Annotated in this window: 14 protein-coding genes; 9 read left to right on the forward strand and 5 right to left on the reverse strand. The window is 71.3% G+C overall.

The features are described 5' to 3' along the window. Positions 1 to 30 precede the first annotated feature (30 nt). On the forward strand, positions 31 to 1,101 hold the full coding sequence (locus AB3X10_RS08080; protein WP_369980582.1) for a sensor domain-containing diguanylate cyclase: 1,071 nt from the start codon (positions 31 to 33) through the stop codon (positions 1,099 to 1,101). A 33-nt stretch (positions 1,102 to 1,134) separates the two neighbouring features. Here the strand turns inward: AB3X10_RS08080 and AB3X10_RS08085 are convergent, their stop codons facing one another. Both AB3X10_RS08085 and AB3X10_RS08090 read right to left on the reverse strand, forming a co-directional pair. Next, positions 1,135 to 2,082 (reverse strand): DMT family transporter, encoded by a 948-nt coding sequence (locus AB3X10_RS08085; RefSeq protein WP_369980584.1) that lies wholly within the window; start codon positions 2,080 to 2,082, stop codon positions 1,135 to 1,137. Positions 2,083 to 2,287: 205 nt separating this feature from the next. Beyond that, the gene (locus AB3X10_RS08090; RefSeq protein WP_369980586.1) at positions 2,288 to 3,148 is read right to left on the reverse strand and encodes a DUF72 domain-containing protein; all 861 of its coding nucleotides are present in this window, start codon (positions 3,146 to 3,148) and stop codon (positions 2,288 to 2,290) included. A 135-nt stretch (positions 3,149 to 3,283) separates the two neighbouring features. Between AB3X10_RS08090 and rraA the strand changes: the two genes are divergently transcribed. Next, the gene (rraA, locus tag AB3X10_RS08095; protein ID WP_369980588.1) at positions 3,284 to 3,766 is read left to right on the forward strand and encodes a ribonuclease E activity regulator RraA; all 483 of its coding nucleotides are present in this window, start codon (positions 3,284 to 3,286) and stop codon (positions 3,764 to 3,766) included. A gap of 120 nt (positions 3,767 to 3,886) precedes the next feature. On the opposite strand, the gene AB3X10_RS08100 is transcribed toward rraA, so the two are convergent. After that, positions 3,887 to 4,288 carry a YciI family protein gene (locus AB3X10_RS08100; protein ID WP_369980590.1) on the reverse strand — a complete coding sequence of 134 codons (402 nt, stop codon included), beginning with the start codon at positions 4,286 to 4,288 and terminating at the stop codon, positions 3,887 to 3,889. Positions 4,289 to 4,468: 180 nt separating this feature from the next. On the opposite strand from AB3X10_RS08100, the gene AB3X10_RS08105 reads away from it, so the two are divergent. From AB3X10_RS08105 to AB3X10_RS08125, 5 genes are all read left to right on the forward strand, one after another. Continuing rightward, positions 4,469 to 4,885, forward strand: a complete 417-nt coding sequence (locus tag AB3X10_RS08105; RefSeq protein ID WP_369980592.1) for a YciI family protein — start codon at positions 4,469 to 4,471, stop codon at positions 4,883 to 4,885. A 36-nt stretch (positions 4,886 to 4,921) separates the two neighbouring features. Further along, positions 4,922 to 5,347: a VOC family protein gene (locus AB3X10_RS08110; RefSeq protein WP_369980594.1), complete on the forward strand. Its 426-nt coding sequence runs from the start codon at positions 4,922 to 4,924 to the stop codon at positions 5,345 to 5,347. A gap of 43 nt (positions 5,348 to 5,390) precedes the next feature. Then, the gene (locus tag AB3X10_RS08115) at positions 5,391 to 5,798 is read left to right on the forward strand and encodes a VOC family protein (protein ID WP_369980596.1); all 408 of its coding nucleotides are present in this window, start codon (positions 5,391 to 5,393) and stop codon (positions 5,796 to 5,798) included. A 64-nt stretch (positions 5,799 to 5,862) separates the two neighbouring features. Continuing rightward, the gene (locus AB3X10_RS08120) at positions 5,863 to 7,116 is read left to right on the forward strand and encodes an RNA polymerase sigma factor (RefSeq protein ID WP_369980598.1); all 1,254 of its coding nucleotides are present in this window, start codon (positions 5,863 to 5,865) and stop codon (positions 7,114 to 7,116) included. Positions 7,117 to 7,354: 238 nt separating this feature from the next. Beyond that, positions 7,355 to 8,938, forward strand: coding sequence for a serine hydrolase (locus AB3X10_RS08125; RefSeq protein ID WP_369981726.1), 1,584 nt, complete (start codon positions 7,355 to 7,357; stop codon positions 8,936 to 8,938). A 165-nt stretch (positions 8,939 to 9,103) separates the two neighbouring features. Here AB3X10_RS08125 and AB3X10_RS08130 read toward each other — a convergent pair whose 3' ends face one another. Together AB3X10_RS08130 and AB3X10_RS08135 are read right to left on the reverse strand one after the other, a co-directional pair. Continuing rightward, on the reverse strand, positions 9,104 to 10,132 hold the full coding sequence (locus tag AB3X10_RS08130) for a LacI family DNA-binding transcriptional regulator (protein ID WP_369980600.1): 1,029 nt from the start codon (positions 10,130 to 10,132) through the stop codon (positions 9,104 to 9,106). Continuing rightward, positions 10,129 to 11,670, reverse strand: coding sequence for a glycoside hydrolase family 30 protein (locus AB3X10_RS08135; protein ID WP_369980602.1), 1,542 nt, complete (start codon positions 11,668 to 11,670; stop codon positions 10,129 to 10,131). Before AB3X10_RS08135 ends, AB3X10_RS08130 begins: the two co-directional genes overlap by 4 nt. Before the next feature lie 89 nt (positions 11,671 to 11,759). Here AB3X10_RS08135 and AB3X10_RS08140 point away from each other — a divergent pair, with 89 nt between their 5' ends. After that, positions 11,760 to 14,516, forward strand: coding sequence for a TonB-dependent receptor (locus AB3X10_RS08140; RefSeq protein ID WP_369980604.1), 2,757 nt, complete (start codon positions 11,760 to 11,762; stop codon positions 14,514 to 14,516). An 80-nt stretch (positions 14,517 to 14,596) separates the two neighbouring features. Further along, the gene (locus AB3X10_RS08145) at positions 14,597 to 17,113 is read left to right on the forward strand and encodes a glycoside hydrolase family 3 protein (RefSeq protein WP_369980606.1); all 2,517 of its coding nucleotides are present in this window, start codon (positions 14,597 to 14,599) and stop codon (positions 17,111 to 17,113) included. Positions 17,114 to 17,303 lie beyond the last annotated feature (190 nt).

A 17,303-nucleotide genomic window follows, 5' to 3' on the forward strand; every position in this document is an offset into this window, starting at 1 on the left:
TCCGCGGTCGAAAGCAGGGAACGTTCGCCCGTGATCAAGCCGAAACTGCCGTCCAACGAAGCCGAGCGCCTGGCCGCGCTGCGCCAGTTGCAGATCCTGGACACGCCGGCCGAGGCCGCGTTCGACGACCTGACCAGGGTCGCGGCCGCCATCTGCGGCACGCCGCAGGCGGCATTGACCCTGGTGGATGCGGAGCGGCAGTGGTTCAAGGCGGCCACCGGCACCGAGCGCGCGGAGGCGCCGCGCGCGATCTCGTTCTGCGCCCACGCCATCCTCGATCCCGAGCAGCTGCTGCTGGTCGAGGACACCTTGCAGGACCCGCGCTTCCACGACAATCCGATGAGCATCGGCAAGCCGCCGGTGCGCTTCTACGCCGGTGCGCCGCTGGTCAGCCAGGACGGCTTCGCGCTGGGCACGCTGTGCGTGTTCGACGATCACCCGTCGCAGCTGAGCGCCGAGCAGCAGCAGGCGCTGATGGCGCTGTCGCGGCAGGCCTCGTACCTGATGCAGCTGCATTCGGTCAGCCGGCACCTGGAAAAGCAACTGCGCGAACGCGACTGGTACGAGCAGCAGCTGTCCCAGTACCACGCGTCGCTGGAATCGCTCAATGCCGACCTGCTCGAACAATCGCGCACCGATCCGCTGACCGGGCTGCTCAACCGCCGCGCCTTCGCCAGCGCGTTGCTGGTCAACGTGGAGGCGGCGCAGTTCGACCCCACGCCGCTCAGCGTGGCCTTGCTGGACCTGGATTACTTCAAGGCGATCAACGACCTGCATGGCCACGACAAGGGCGATGCGGTGCTGCAGGCGCTGGCGGACATGCTGCGCGCGCAGGCGCCGCCGGGCAGCCTGGTGGCGCGCTACGGCGGCGAGGAGTTCGCGGTGCTGCTGCCGGGGCACGACGCGCAGCGGGCGATGCACGCCTGCGAGCTGCTGCGCCAGGAAGTCGCCCTGCTGCAACTCGGCGTGCCGCTGACCGCCAGCTTCGGCGTGTCCACCCACCGGCCGGACGAGAGCGCCGAACACCTGCTCAAGCGCGCCGACCTGGCGCTGTACCAGGCCAAGCGCGCCGGCCGCGATTGCGTCTCGCTGGCGGAGTGAGCGCCGGCGCGCGCCGGCTTCGCTGCCGCGCGGTCACTCCAGCGCGTTCTTCGCCTCGGAGGTCGCCAGCAGTTCCGGGTGTTGCAGCGGCTTGCTGCGGGCCAGCAGCGGATGCAGGAACACCGCGCCCAGGATCACCGCCACGCCGAGGTAGAACAGCGCGGTGAGCTGCTTCTGTTCGTCCAGCAGCACGATCGCGAACACGATCGCGTAGACCGGTTCCAGGTTGGTCACCAATTGCACCGCATAGGCGCTGAGGCGGCGCAGCGCGACCAGCGCCAGCGCGAACGGCAGCAGCGTGCACAGCAGCGCCAGGGCCAGCAGCAGGAGGGTGTCGTGCAGGTTCGGCAGCACCAGCAGCGGGCCGCTCAGCGCCGGCAGCACGAACGGCAGCAGCGGCGCCAGCGCGGTCAGGGTCAGGGTGCCGGCGCCCAGTTCCAGTGCGGTCACGGTCAGCGGATCGGCATGGTCGACCAGGCGCTTGTTGAGCGAGCCGAACGCGGCCACGAACAGCGCCGACACCGCGCCGACCGCGACGCCGGCGCGCATCCCGTCGGGCACGCCGCCGACCACCAGCGCCACGCCCGGCAGCACCGCCAGGCCGAACACCAGTTCGCTGGGGCGGAACGGGCGCTTGGCCACCCACGGTTCGATCACCGCGGTGAACACCGGCGCCAGCGCGATGCAGGTCGCCGCCACCGAGGCGTTGGCCAGCTTGATCGCGCCGTAGAACGTCAGCCAGTGCAGGCCGACCAGCGCGCCGACCACGGCGTAGCCGAGCAGCAGCTTCGGAGTCAGTGCGGCCAGCCCGCGCCACACCCGCGGCAGCAGCGCCAGCGCCGCCACCACCATCAGCATCCGCCACCACACCAGCGGCAACGCCGGCAGGGTGATCAGCTTGCCGAGGATCGCGGTGATGCCCCACAGCAGCACGCAGAAATGGATTTGCAGCTGGGCTTTGGTGGTGGGGTGCAGGGGCATGCCGCCATTGTCGCGCGTTGACGTGGGAAATGGGACTCGGGACTCGGGACTCGGGACTCGGGACTCGGGACTCGGGACTCGGGACTCGGGACTCGGGACTCGGGACTCGGGACTCGGGACTCGAAAATCAAAAGCGCCTTTTCGGCGCTTTTGATTTTCGAGTCGGATTGGAAACCGGTGCCGCCAGGCCCGCGTCGATCCGCTGTTACGGGTCCCGGGTCCCCAGTCCCGAGTCCCGACGGAGTTCCGTCAGCAGCGCCATCGCCGCGGCCGGATTGCGCTCCTTGGCCGCGCTGATGAAATAGACGAAGACCTCGCGCGGCGTGGCCTTGGCGAGCGGCGCGCCGGCATGCGGCAACGCGTCCGCATCCTCGCCGCGGCGCCAGGCCTGCGCCTGCGCCGCCCACGCGCGCAGTTCCTTCGGCGCATAGCCGTGGACGAGATCGGCGCGGCTGCGCATCAGCCGCGCGTAGACGAAGTCGGCGCTGAGATCGGCGAAGGACGGATAGTCCGGCGAATCGGTGTACACCGTGGCCACGCCGTGGGCGCGGACCAGTTCCAGCAGGCGCGGGCCGACGCAGGCCGCATCGCGCACCTCCAGCACGTGGCGCAGGCGGCGGCCGCCGGCCTGGCGCGGCAGCAGTTCCAGGAACAGGGCCAGGTCGTCGAGGTCGAGGCTGCGGCCGTGCTCGAACTGCCAGAGCAGCGGGCCGAGCTTGTCGCCGAGCGTGGCGATGCCGCCGACGAAATCCTCGATCTGCGCGCCGGCCGCGGCCAGTTTGCGCAGGCCGGTGATGCGCTTGGGCGCCTTGGCCGAGAACCGGAAATCCGCCGGCGCCTCGTCGCGCCAGCGCGCATAGGTCTGCGGCTTCTGCGTGCCGTAGTAGGTGCCGTTGATCTCGATGCTGCTGACGTGGCGGCTGGCGTATTCCAGCTCGCGGCGCTGCACCAGCCCCTGCGGGTAGAACATGCCGCCGCGCCACGGCGCATAGGTCCAGCCGCCGATGCCGACGCGGATGCCGTCGGGCGCGGCCGCGGCCGCGGCGGAGTCGAAGAGATCGTTCATGGCATGCACGCCGGCGCTGACAGGGGAGGCGGATTGTGCCGCAGTCCGCGCCGCCGCCGCGTGCATGGCCGCCGCCGCTGCCGCGGTGCCGGCGTCGCGCTACCATCCGGGCGACGCCGACTGCCCCGACCGACCATGACCTGGACCACGCCCGACCTGTGCGACGACCATCCCGACGCGCAGGTCGCCGACCCCCTGTTCCGCAGCTACGGCGGCCACGCCGCGTTCTGCGGCGCGATCGTCACCGTGCGCTGTTTCGAGGACAACTCGCGGGTGCGCGAACTGGCGGCCACGCCCGGCGCCGGCCGCGTCATCGTCGTCGACGGACAGGGCTCGCTGCGCCGCTCGCTGCTCGGCGACCAGATCGCCGAGAACGCGGTGCGCAACGGCTGGGCCGGGCTGTTGATCCACGGCTGCGTGCGCGACGTGGAGGCGCTGGCGGCGTTGCCGCTGGGCGTGCAGGCGCTGGCCGCGTGCCCGCGCAAGACCGACCGGCGCGGCCTCGGCGAGGTCGATGTGCCGCTGCAGTTCGCCGGCGTGGCGTTCGTGCCCGGGCACTGGCTGTACGCCGACCGCAACGGCGTGCTGGTCGCTGCGCAGGCGCTGCTTCCGGCCTGAGCGCGGCGGCGGGTTTCCTCCCCCTGCCAGGTTGAAGTCCTGGCGCGCGGCTGCGCCGCGATCGCGGCACCTGCGCTGTGGCGGCGCCCTTGGCGGGCTGCGCTGGCGGGCGCGGCGCGTCTAGGCGGAGGCCATCCGGCCCGCGGCCGTCGCGCCGACCCGGGCGCGTTCGGCGTCCATGTCGGCCAGCGGCCGCACTTCGATGCTGCCGAAGCGCGACCACGGGAAGTGCTTGGCGATGCGCACGGCCTCGTCGTGGTCGCGCGCATTGATCAGGTTGAAGCCGGCGAGCAATTCGCGGGTTTCGGCGAACGGGCCGTCGGTGATGCGCAACTGGCCCTGGCGCGTGCGCAGGGTGCGCGCGCTGGCCACCGGCTGCAGTTGCTGCGCCAGCACCAGGGTGCCTTCGGCCTGCAGCGCATCGGCGTGCTGCAGGCAGTCGCGCATCAGGCTGTCGTATTCCTCGCCGGGCAAGGCCTGCAGCAAGGACGCGTCGATGTAGATCAGCAGCAGGAATTGCATGGGACGGGCGGCCGGCGGCGACGGGAGGCCCATGATCGCTCAGCGCGGCGCGGCCGTGTGTTGCGGCGCCGCATCCGATCCCTCGAAATCTTTTTTGCACGGGCATGTCGATTTCCGTCTTCCCGGGGCGTCGTACCCAATGAACGGCCCCGCCAGCGGACCGCACCCAGGGAGAACGCGATGAAAGTGATGGTATTGGTCAAGGCGACTGCCGACTCCGAGGCCGGGCGCCTGCCCAGCGAGGACGCGTGGCGGGCGATGGGGGCCTACAACGACCGCTTGGCCGAGGCCGGCATCCTGCTCGCCGCCGAAGGCCTGCAGCCCAGTGCGCGCGGCCGCCGCGTGCGGTTCGAGCCGCAGCAGCGGCAGGCGATCGACGGTCCCTTCGCCGGAACCCGCGATTTGGTGGCCGGGTTCTGGCTGTGGCAGGTGCGTTCGCTGGACGAGGCCACCGAATGGCTCAAGCGCGCGCCGTTCGCGGCCGGCACCGAGGTCGAACTGCGCCCGCTGATGGACCTGCAGGAACTGGGCGACGCGATCCCTCCGGACCTGCTGCAGGCCCGGCAGCGCCGCCTGCGCGCGCTCAAGCCCGGCTGAGCCACGCCTCCATCACCCTTGCAAGGAGACATCCGCATGAAACTGATTCCGTTCCTGAGCTTCGACGGCACTACCCACGAGGCGATGGCGTTCTATGCGCAGGCCCTGGGCGGCAGCGTCGTCTCGGAAATAACCTATCGCGACATGCCGCCCGGCGACGGCATGGACGGCTGCGGCGGGATGCCGCCGCAGGCCCTGGACCAGGTCGCGCACAGCCAGCTCGAGGCCGGCGGCGCGGTGCTGATGGCGGCCGATGGCCCTGCCGCGCAGGGTGCCGGCTGCACCACCACCATCAATGTCGAGGTGGGATCGGTGGAGGAGGCCGAACGGGTGTTCGCCGCGCTCGCCGACGGCGGCCAGGTGCGCATGCCGATCGGCGAGACGTTCTGGGCGCAGCGCTGGGGCATGCTGGTCGACCGCTATGGCACGCCGTGGATGGTCAACTGCATGAAACAGCCGTGACGCCTGCGCCTTCCCTGCATCCACTCCATCGGGAGACATCGCCATGTCCGATTCGCCGCAGATGATCTTCGTCAACCTGCCGGTCCGCGACCTGGAGGTCTCCAAGACCTTCTTCGCGGCGCTGGGCTACGCCTTCAATCCGACCTTCACCGACCAGAACGCGGCGTGCATGATCGTCAGCGACAGCATCTTCGTGATGCTGCTGGTGGAGCCGTTCTTCGCCGGTTTCACCAGCAAGCCGATCAGCGACGCCCGCGCCGGCACCGAGGTCATCATTGCGTTGTCGGCGCCCAGCCGCGAGGCGGTCGATACGCACCTGGAAAAGGCGCTGGCGGCCGGCGCGCGCGAACCGCAGCCGCCGCGCGACTACGGTTTCATGTACCAGCGCGGTTTCGAGGATCGCGACGGCCACCTGTGGGAGATCGCGCACATGCGCGGCATGCCGGAATGAGCGGGCGCCGCGGCGAGTGCGGCGCGGCTTGTGCCGTGCCGCGTCCGGTGCTCTGATTCCGCGCATGGACAATGCGCTCGAGCAACGCCTGGAGACGGTCTGGCGCATGGAGGCGCCGGGCCTGATCGCGCGCCTGACCCGGCTGCTCGGCGGCGACATCGGCCGCGCCGAGGAACTGGTCCAGGACACCTGGCTGGCCGCGCTGGAGCGCTGGCCGGCGCAGGGCATTCCCGACAACCCCGGAGCGTGGCTGATGACCACCGCGCGCAATCGCGCCATCGACGTGTTGCGCCAGCAGCAGCGTATCGCCGGCCAGCATGCGCAGTGGGGCGAGGCGCTGGAGCCGCAGCCGCTGCCCGCGCCGGACGACAGCGATGCCTTGCAGGACGACATCGGCGACGACCTGCTGCGGTTGATGTTCGTGGCCTGCCATCCGCTGCTGCCGGCCGATGCGCGGGTGGCGCTGACCCTGCGCCTGCTCGGCGGCTTGACCACCGAGGAGATCGCGCGCGCGTTCCTGCTGCCGGAGCCGACCATCGCCCAGCGCATCGTCCGCGCCAAGCGCACCCTGGCGCAGAAGCAGGTGCCGTTCGAGGTGCCGCGGCAGGCGGCATTGCCGCAGCGCCTGGATTCGGTGCTGGAAGCGATCTACCTGGTCTTCAACGAAGGCTATGCGGCCAGCGCCGGCGACGACTGGATGCGCCCGGCGCTGTGCGCCGAAGCGCTGCGGCTGGGCCGGGTGCTGGCGCATCGGCTGCCGGCATGGCCGCAGGTGCATGGGCTGCTGGCGCTGATGGAACTGCAGGCCTCGCGCAGCGCCGCGCGGGTGCGCGCCGATGGCAGCCCGGTGCTGTTGCCCGAGCAGGACCGCACGCGCTGGGACTGGCTGCAGATCGCGCGCGGCCAGGCCGCGCTGCAGCGCGCACAGGAGTTGGGCGGCGACGACGACGCCTACGTGTTGCAGGCGGCCATCGCCGAATGCCACGCCAGCGCGCGCCGCGCCGAGGACACCGACTGGACGCGGCTGGCGGCGCTGTATGCGCGGCTGGCGCAAGCCAATCCCTCGCCGGTGGTGCAGCTCAATCGCGCGGTCGCGGTCGCGCGTGCCGAGGGCGCGGCGGCCGCCTGGGCGCTGCTGCAGCCGCTGCGCGAGGACGTGCGGCTGCGCGACTACGCGCCGCTGGCGGCGGCATGCGGGGACGTCCTGCAGCGGCTGGGCCGGATCGAGGAGGCGCGCGCGGCCTTCGCGCAGGCGGCCGCGCTCAGCGGCAACGGCCGCGAGCGGCAGGCGCTGCTGGCGCGGGCCGCGGCGCTCTAGCGCGGCACTGCCGCGCATGCCGCCGGCTGTCCTACACTCCGTGCTGCGCTGGCGCGTGCGGCAGGGCGGCGCGTGCGGCAGCGCTGCGGTGCGGATGACGACGGCGCAGCGCCGGCTGCCTCGCCTCGCTGCCGGACCGCGCAGCGTTTGCGAAGCTGGCGTGGCGGCGCGCTGCGGCGCCGGGTGGGTTCTTTTTTGGCTTTTTCTGCGAGGAGCGACGGATTTGAAGACGATGTCGATGGGCTGCGGCCTGTTGTTGGTGATGACCGCCACCGCGCAGGCGCAAGCGCCGGCCCCGGTGGACGCCGCCTTGCCGCCTGCGCTGCAGGACCTGGACGCGCGGGTCGAGCGCGTGCGCAAGCAGTTCGACGTGCCCGGCATCGCCATCGCCATCGTCAAGGACGGGCAGGTGGTGCTGGAGCGCGGCTACGGCGTGCGCGAACTCGGCAAGCCGGAGCCGGTGGACGCGCAGACCCTGTTCGCGATCGCCTCCAACACCAAGGCGTTCACCGCCGCGTCGCTGTCGATCCTGGCCGACGAAGGCAAGCTCAAGCTCGACGACCGGGTGATCGAGCACCTGCCGTGGTTCCAGATGGCCGATCCCTACGTGACCCGCGAGATGCGCGTGCGCGACCTGCTCAGCCACCGCAGCGGACTCAGCCTGGGCGCCGGCGACCTGCTGTTCTGGCCGGCGACCAGCTACAGCAACGAGGAGGTGGTGCGGCGCCTGGCGCAGGTGCCGCTGAAGGGCGGCTTCCGCGACCGCTACGCCTACGACAACATCCTCTACGCGGTGGCGCAGAAGGTGATCGAGCAGGTCTCCGGGCAGTCCTACGCCGAGTTCGTGCGCCAGCGCATCTTCGTGCCGGTGGGCATGAGCGGCGCGCGCATCAACAGCGACTACCTGCAGCCCGGCGACCGCGCCGCGGTGGGCCATGCCAAGTTCGATTTCCGCGAGCTGCGCCCGGTGCCGCCGCTGACCTGGTCGAACAATTCAGGTGCCGGCGGCATCTACGCCAGCGTGCACGACATGGCCAAGTGGATGCAGGTGCAGCTCGACGGCGGGCGCCTGCCCTCCGCAGACGGCCAGGAGCGGCGCCTGTTCAGCGCGCAACGGCAACAGGAGATGTGGCAGGTGATCACCCCGATCGCCATCGCCGAACCGAGCGTGCCGCAGCTGCTGCCGGCCAAGCCGAACTTCGCCGGCTACGGCGAGGGCTGGAGCCTGAGCGACTACCGCGGGCACAAGCTGGTCTGGCACACCGGCGGCTGGCCGGGCATGGTGTCGCGGCTGACCCTGCTGCCGGAGCAGAAACTGGGCGTGATCGTGCTGACCAACCAGGAAGTGGGCGCGGCGTTCAACGCGCTCACCCTGCAGGTGCTCGACGCCTACCTGGGCACGCCGGCGACCGACTGGACCGGCGCCTATGCCGCCGCGGTGGCCAAGGCCGACGCGAATGCGGACGAGGACTGGCACAAGCACCAGGCCGCGCGCGATGCCAAATCCAAGCCGTCGCTGCCGCTGGCCGGCTATGCCGGCAGCTATCGCGATCCGTGGTACGGCGACGTGGCGATCGCGCAGCGCGGCAAGCAGCTGGAGCTGCGCTTCAGCAAGACCGCGCAGCTGGTCGGCACGCTGGAGCACTGGCAGCACGACACCTTCATCGTGCGCTGGCGCGATCGCTCGCTCAATGCCGATGCCTTCGTCAACTTCGCGCTGACTCCCGACGGCAAGGTGCGCGAGGTGCGCATGGAGGCGATCTCGCCGCTGACCGATTTCAGCTTCGACTTCCAGGATCTGTTGCTGACGCCGGTGCAGTGATTGGGCGGGACTGGGGACTCGTGACTCGGGACTCGGTTCCTGCCAGCAAGGGGCGGCGCCGTTTCGTCGAATCGCATGACTGCGATTCGCGCTGGAATGCATCCTGCCGTCCGAGTCCCCAGTCCCCAGTCCCCAGTCCCGAGTCCCGAGTCCCGCACCAAACACTCAGCGCCGCGGCGCGGGCGGGCCCAGCGAGTCGCGCAGCAGCAGCCGGTGCGGCAGGGTCTCGCATACCGGCGGTTGCGGCGTGCGCAGCCGCGCCAGCAGCAGTTCCAGCGCGCGCCGGCCCATCTGCTGCAGCGGTTGCTGCACCGTCGCCAGTGCCGGCGAGACCTGTTGCGCGACCAGGGTGTCGTCGAAGCCGCACACCGACAGGTCGCGCGGCACGGCGAGTCCGCGCAGACTGGCGCTGCGCAGCACGCCGGCGGCCATCTCGTCGTTGGCGGCGAACACCGCGCTCGGCCGCTGGCGCTGTCCGAGCAACTGCTCGGCGGCCTCGACGCCGGACGCGAAATCGAAGCGTCCCGGCACCACCAGGCGCGGGTCGTAGGCGATGCCGGCGGCGGCCAGCGCATCGCGGTATCCGGCCAGGCGCCACTGCGTCGCGCCGTGGCCGGGCAGGCCGCGGATGTGGGCGATGCGGCGATGGCCCAGGCGCAGCATCTCGCCGACCAGTTCGCGCGCGGCGCGGCGCTCCTCCAGGCGCACGCCCGGCCACTCGCGCTGGCGCCGCGACGACACGCACGCCAGCGCGATGCCTTCGGCGTGGAGCCGGCGCAGCAGCGCCGCGTCGTCGGTCAGCGGCGGGATCAGCAGCAAGCCGTCGATGTGCTGGTGCCGCGCCAGCGCGACCAGCGCATCGGCATGGTCGGGGCGGGCGCGGTCCACCGGCGCCAGCATCAGCGTATAGCGCTGTGCGCGGCAGGCCTCGAGCACGCCGTTCTGGATCTCCATCTGGTAGTACGAGGGATTGTCGTAGGCCAGCGCCACCGCATAGGAACGCTGGCCGGCCAGGCTGCGGGCCGAGGGATTGGGTTGGTAGCCCAGCCGCTGCATGGTCCGTTCCACCTTGTGCCGGGTCTGCTCGCGCACGTTGGGCTCGCCGTTGATGACCCGCGAGACCGTCTTCATCGACACGCCGGCGCGTGCCGCCACGTCCTCGATGCGCAGCCCCTGTGCGGCGCGCCTGCTCACCGCGCCGGCGCCGGCCACACGAAGCTGGCGACGCTGCGCGCCGGCACGGTGTAGCGGAAGCGGCGCGCGCCCTCGGCCACCGCCAGCGCGCGCTCGCGCTCGGCGCTGTTGACCACCACCAGCACCCGGCTGCCGTCCGGGTTCTCGAACGCCACGTTGTCCACGCCTTCGCCACCCTCGCTGGAATCGATGCGCCAGGCCTGCGGGCGCACGAAGCGGCTGGCATGGGCGAGCGCATAGTACTCGTCGCTGCGCAGCACGCGCTCGCCGCGCGGATCGACATCGACCACGCCGCGGCAGGTGGCGCAGCCGCCGCTGTGCGGGCCGCCCTGCAGGTCCAGCGCCAGATTCCAGAACAGCACGCCGCGCGCGCCGTGGCGGACCGACTGCACGATCAGCCGCCGCGTCTGCAGGGTCAGGCCGCCGCTGCGCAGCGGTTCCCAGTCGCCGCCGGAGCATTCGGTCATGTACGCGTCCTTGTCCGGATAGGCCGCCTGCACCGGACCCTGCGCGGCTGGATCGCCGGCGTAGCAGTGCCAGGCGATGCCGGCGACGTGGCGCCGCGCCTGCGCGTCGGCGAGCACCGCCAGCGGCTCCTGCGGCTGGTCCCAGTTGTGGTCCCAGTCGAACAGCAGCGGCGCGCCGTCGCGCGCGTCGAGCAGCGGGCCGAGGTGGCGGCCGATCAGCTGCGCGCGCTGCGCGGCCTGCAGGCGCATGCCCGGATAGTCCTCCGGGGTGAAGCCCGGCTCGTTCTGCAGGGTCAGCGCGAAGATCGGCACGCCGGCCTGCGCATAGGCATCGACGTAGCGCAGCAGATAGCGGGCGAAGGCGTCGTAGTGCTCGGGCTTGAGCGTGCCGCCGATCAGGCTGCCGCTGGTCTTCATCCAGGCCGGCGGGCTCCATGGCGAGGCCATGATCTTCAGCTCGGGATTGATCGCCAGCGCCTGTCGCGCCACCGGCAGCACGTCGTCGCGGTTGGCGGCGATGCTGAAATGCGCCAGCGCCGGATCGGGCGCGTTGTCCGGGGTGTCGTCAAGGCTGTAATGGCGGCGCGAGAAATCCGACGCGCCGATGGTCAGCCGCGCGAAGCTCAGGCCCAGGCCGCCATCGGCGCGGCCGAACAGTTCGCGCATCAGCGCCTCGCGCCGCGCGGCCGGCAACTGCTGCAGCACCCAGGCGGAGGAATCGGTGATGGACGCGCCGAACCCGAGCATGCGCTGGCGCCGCGCCGCGGGGTCGATGCGGATGTCGGCGGCGGTCCCGGTTTCCCAGGCCGCGGCCGTCGCCGGCGCGAGCGCCAGGCGATGGTCCTGGGTGGTGATCCAGACCTGCACATCGCCCGGCGGCGGTGCCGGGCGCGCGCCGAAGACGCTGCCGGTCCACGCCAGCAACGCGCCGCACACGGCGGCCGCCACCCGTTGCCGCACCGCACGCGCGGCGGCCGGACGCTGCGCAAACCGCGTGCTGCGCCGCAGCGATTCGGCATGGCGCGGCGCCGTGGCGGCGAGAAAGTTCATCGACTTGCGTGGCTGCGGCATGTCTCGCTCCTGCGGGCATTGACCGCACTGGATACGACGAGTATGACAGCGCTGTCAAAAATGCCGGGAGAGGGCATCACATGATGGGCATGCGGAAATTCTTCATGGGCCGCGCGCGGCGCGGCGTACCGTCGCGGCGCCTGCTGGCGATCGCCTGTTGCGTCGCCGCGCTGCAGCAGGCGCACGCGCAAAGCGCAAGTTCCGACGCGCCGGCGCAGCAGGACACGGTCAACACGCTGGATGCGGTGCGCGTCACCGGCATCCGCCACGCGATCGAGACCGCGGTGGAAACCAAGAGCGAGTCGTCGCTGATCGTGGAGGCGATCTCGGCCGAGGACATCGGCAAGCTGCCCGACGTGAGCATCGCCGACTCGATCTCGCGGCTGCCCGGCGTCGCCACCCAGCGCGTGGACGGGCGCTCGCAGGTGATCAACATCCGCGGCATGTCCGAACAGTTCGTCGGCACCACGCTCAACGGCCGCGAGCAGGTCAGCACCGGCGACAGCCGCGGCGTGGAGTTCGACCAGTTCCCGGCCGAGCTGATCAACGCCGTGACCGTGTACAAGACCGCCGATGCCGCGGTGATCGGGCAGGGCCTGTCCGGCACCGTGGACCTGAAGACGATCCGCCCGCTGGACCTGGACGAGCGCCGCATCGTGGTCAGCGGCAACGGCGAGAAGAACTCCTTCGGCAAGCTCAGCGACGACGGCCACGACCGCGGCTACCGCGCCGCGGCGTCCTACGTCGACCAGTTCGCCGGCGACACCATCGGCGTGGCGCTGGGTGTGGCGCGGCTGAATTCGCCATTCCAGGAAAAGCACTACAAGGCGTGGTGGTGGGGCAATCCGGACAGCTGGGGCGCCACCCAGCCCGGCAAGCCGCCGGGCGCGGTCGCGCTGCAGGGATCGGAGGCGTGGATCAAGTCGCGCGAACTCACCCGCGATGGCGTGATCGGCACGCTGGAATACAAGCCCAACGAACATTTCCACAGCGTGCTCGACGGCTACTGGTCCAAGTTCGAGCAGAAGGAAACGATGCACGGCGCGATGTGGTCCAACGCGCCGGACTTCAGCAATGCGCTCGGCGAGCAGGTGAGCTACCGCGACATCGTCACCAGCGACCGGCAGGGCGTGCCGATCATCACCCAGGGCACCTTGAGCGGGGTGCAGCCGGTGCTGCGCAACGACCGCAACGACCGCGAGGACAAGCTGCTCTCGCTCGGCTGGACCAATACGCTGCGCTGGGAGCCGTGGTCGCTGAGCCTGGACCTGAACTACTCGCGCGCCGAACGCCGGCAATCGCAGCTGGAGACCTATGCCGGGCTGGCCGATCCGCAGGACATCGGCTTCGACCTGCCGCTGAGCAACGACTTCGCGCGCTATTCGCTCGCCGACCTGGCCGATCCCGGCGCGGTCTACCTGTGGGACCCGCAGAAGTGGGGACACGACGGACGGCTGGAGAATTCCTGGCAGAAGGACGAGATCAAGGCCGGCCGGCTCGAGTTCTCCTACGACGTGGACACCGCGCTGGTGCGCAGCTTCGACCTGGGCGTGAACGTCAACCGCCGCAGCAAGGACAAGCGCGCCGACGTGTACTTCGCCGACCTGCCGGGGCGCACGCCGACCCTGGTCGATCCGTCGCTGCTGTATGCGCCGACCTCGCTGGGCTTCGCCGGCATCGGCGACATCCTCAGTTTCGACCCGCGCGCGCTGCTGTCGCGCTACTACGGCGTCACCCTGTCCGAGAGCAACGACGACCTGCGCAAGGACTACGTGGTCGACGAGGACGTCAACACCTATTACCTGCGCGCCAACATCGACATGGACCTGGGCGAGCGCGTACGCGTGCGCGGCAACGCCGGCCTGCAGTACATCGCCACCGAGCAGTCCTCCACCGGCTTCAACGCCAGCGGCGGCGCGGTGGTCGGCGCGCAGACGCTGGGCGCGCGCTACCACGACGCGCTGCCGAGCCTGAACCTGGTGTTCGACTTCGGCGATGGCTGGATGGCGCGGCTGGGCGCGGCCAAGCAGCTGATGCGCCCGCCGATCAACTACCTCAGCGCCGACGCCAGCGCCGCGGTGGACACCACCACCGGGCTGTGGAGCGGCAGCGGCGGCAACCCGACCCTGCAGCCGTACCGCGCCGATGCGGTCGACCTGTCGCTGGAGAAGTATTTCGGCTCGGCCAGCTACGTCAGCCTGGCGCTGTTCTACAAGGACCTGCAGACATACATCTACCGGCAGAACCTGCGCTGGGACTTCACCGGCTACAACCCCGACGGGCAGACCCCGGTGTCGAACATCGGCACCTTCAGCACCTGGGCCAACGGCAGCGGCGGCTACATGCGCGGCGTCGAGTTCGCCGCCACCGTCACCGGCGACGTGTTCAGCGAACGCCTGGACGGCTTCGGCGTGCAGCTCAACGGCTCCTACACCGAATCGTCGATCGATCCCGATCCCAGCGACAATTCGCCCGGCACCGACACCATCCCCGGCCTGTCCAAGATCGTCGCCAACGCCACCGTGTTCTACGAGAAGCACGGCATCGGCGCGCGCATCAGCCAGCGCTACCGCGACGCCTACCGCGGCGAGTACGGCTCGCTGTTCGGGCAGCGCAGCTACCGCAACACGCTCAGCGAGCGCGTCACCGACCTGCAGCTGAGCTACGACTTCCCCGACAGCAGCCGGCTGAAAGGCCTGTCGCTGATGTTCCAGGTCAACAACCTGACCAACGAGGCGTTCCGCACCGAGGTCAGTGCCGCCGGCGTGGCGTCCACGGTGTTCCTGCCCGAGGAATACACCGAGTACGGCCGCCAGTACCTGCTCGGCTTCCGCTACAAGCTCTGACGCGGGCGCCGTCCCGCCCGCCACGACCGGCACCGCGCCGCCGCGCGGCGCCGCGCCCGCACTTCGATGGAGGAAACAGGATGTCCACACCGCATGCCCTGGCCCGCGCCGTGCTCGCCGCCGCCGCTCTCGTCGCCGTGGCCCACGCTGCGCCGCCCTCCGCGCCGGCGCCGTTGCGCGACTGGCCGGCGCTGCGCAGCGCGGTGGCGCCCGACCCGGCCGAGGAAGCCAGGATCGCGCAGATCCTGGACGGCATGACCCTGGCGCAGAAGGTCGGGCAGATGACCCAGGCGGAGATCAAGTCGATCACGCCCGAACAGGTGCGCCAGTACTACATCGGTTCGGTGCTCAACGGCGGCGGCTCGTGGCCGGGCAAGGACAAGCACGCGCGCGTGGACGACTGGCTGCGGCTGGCCGATGCCTACTACCAGGCCTCGATGCGCACCGACGCGCGGGTGCCGATCCCGATCGTGTGGGGCACCGACGCGGTACACGGGCACAGCAACGTGTACGGCGCCACGCTGTTCCCGCACAACATCGGCCTGGGCGCGGCGCGCGACCCGGCGCTGGTCGAACAGGTCGCGCGCGCCACCGCCGAGGCCAGCCGCGCCACCGGCATCGCCTGGGCGTTCGCGCCCACGCTGGCGGTGGCGGAGGATCCGCGCTGGGGCCGCACCTACGAGAGCTTCTCGTCCGACCCGGCGCTGGTGCGCAGCTATGCCGCCGCCTACGTGCGCGGCATGCAGGGCCGGCTCGGCGACGATGCCAGCGTACTGGCCACCGCCAAGCACTACCTCGGCGATGGCGCCACCGCGCACGGCCGCGACCAGGGCGTGGCGCAGATCGACAAGGCGCGGATGCTCAACGTGCACGCGCAGGGCTACTACGGCGCGATCGAGGCCGGCGTGCAGACGGTGATGGCCTCCTACAGCAGCTGGAACGATGCCGCCGCCGGCGTCGACTACGGCAAGATGCACGGCGCCGCGCCGCTGCTGAGCGAGGCGCTGAAGCGCAAGATGGGCTTCGACGGCTTCGTGGTCTCCGACTGGAACGGCATCGGCCAGGTGCCGGGCTGCAGCAACGCCAGCTGCGCGCAGGCGATCAACGCCGGCGTGGACATGGTGATGGTGCCCGACGAGTGGAAGGCGTTCATCGACAACACCGTCGCCCAGGTGCAGGCCGGACAGATCCCGCAGGCGCGCATCGACGATGCGGTGCGGCGCATCCTGCGGGTCAAGCTGCGCGCCGGCCTGTTCGCGCACGCGCCCTCCGCCAGCCGCTACGCCGGACGCGAGGACGCCCTGTTGCATCGCGAGCTGGCGCGGCGCGCGGTGCGCGAATCGCTGGTGCTGCTGAAGAACGAGCGCGGCGCGCTGCCGCTGCGTCGCGGCCAGCGCCTGCTGGTGGTCGGCAAGAGCGCCGACACTCTTTCCGACCAGGTCGGCGGCTGGTCGCTGACCTGGCAAGGCACCGACAACCGCAACGCCGATTTCCCCAATGCGCAGAGCATCCTGGCCGGTTTGCGCGACGCGGGCGGCGCCGCGCAGGTGCGCTATGCCGCGTCGGTCGCCGCGGTCGCGCCGGGCAGCTACGACGCCATCGTCGCGGTGATCGGCGAAACGCCGTACGCCGAGGGCAGCGGCGACATCGTCGCCTCCAACACGATGGCGCACAGCCAGCGCCATCCCGAGGACCTGAAGACGCTGCAGGACGCCGCGGCGACCGGCAAGCCGGTGATCACGGTGCTGCTGTCCGGGCGGCCGCTGTACGTCAACGACCTGCTCAACCTCTCGCAGGCCTTCGTCGCCGCCTGGCTGCCGGGCAGCGAGGGCGGCGGGGTGGCCGACGTGCTGTACGGCGGCGCCTACGACTTCCGCGGGCAGCTGGGCTTCCCGTGGCCGGGCCAGGCCTGTCCGCCGCCGGTGGCGCCGGCCGATCCGGCACGGCCGCCGCTGTTCGCGCTCGGCTATGGCTTGCGCTATGCCCGCGGCGGCCGGGTCGGGACGCTGCCGGTGCAACTGCCCGCCGACTGCGGCGCGGCCACCACGCTGCCGGTGTTCAACCTGCGCGACGCCGCGCCGTACGCGCTGAAGCTGGCCGCGCGCGGCCAGGAGCGCGCGCTCGGCGCCGACCTCAACGCGGTGCTGGAGTGGCCGCAACCGGATCCGGCGCTGCGCGTGCGCACGGTACAGGTCAATACCCAGCAGGACGCCAAGCAGGTGACCTGGCTGGCGCCGGCGCGGCTGCTGGCCAGCGGCGCCGCCAGCCAGAACCTCACCGCGATGGCGCAGGCGCACGCCGCGCTGCAGTTCGACGTGCAGGTGCAGCAGGCGCCGACCGCAGCGGTGACGCTGCGCCTGGGCTGCGTGCGCGGCTGCGGCGACGGCATCGACATCGCCGCAGCGCTGCCCGCGGCGGGATCCGGCAAGCGCACCATCAGCGTGCCCCTGGCCTGCTTCGCCAAGCGCGGCGCCGACCTCGGCGGCATCGACATGCCGTTCGCGATCGATGCCGATGCGCCGTTCGCGGCGGCGTTCACCCGCATCCAGGTCGTGGCCGGCGCGGCGGACGCGCCCGCTGCGCTGCGCTGCGATTGAGCTGGAGCGGGCGCCGGTCTCCCGCAAGCGCCGTGCGCCGCGCCGCCGGCGACGCACGTTCGCGGCAGCCCATGCCGCCATCCTTGCTGCGGCGAAGGCCTTTGCCGCGCGCCTGGAGCGCCGCTTGCGGCGTGAACCCACGGCGGCGTTGGCGGGTGGGCGACCGGCGTCGCCGTGCGACCGGCGTGGA

Source organism: Xanthomonas sp. DAR 80977 (genome assembly GCF_041240605.1).
Taxonomy (GTDB): domain Bacteria; phylum Pseudomonadota; class Gammaproteobacteria; order Xanthomonadales; family Xanthomonadaceae; genus Xanthomonas_A; species Xanthomonas_A bundabergensis.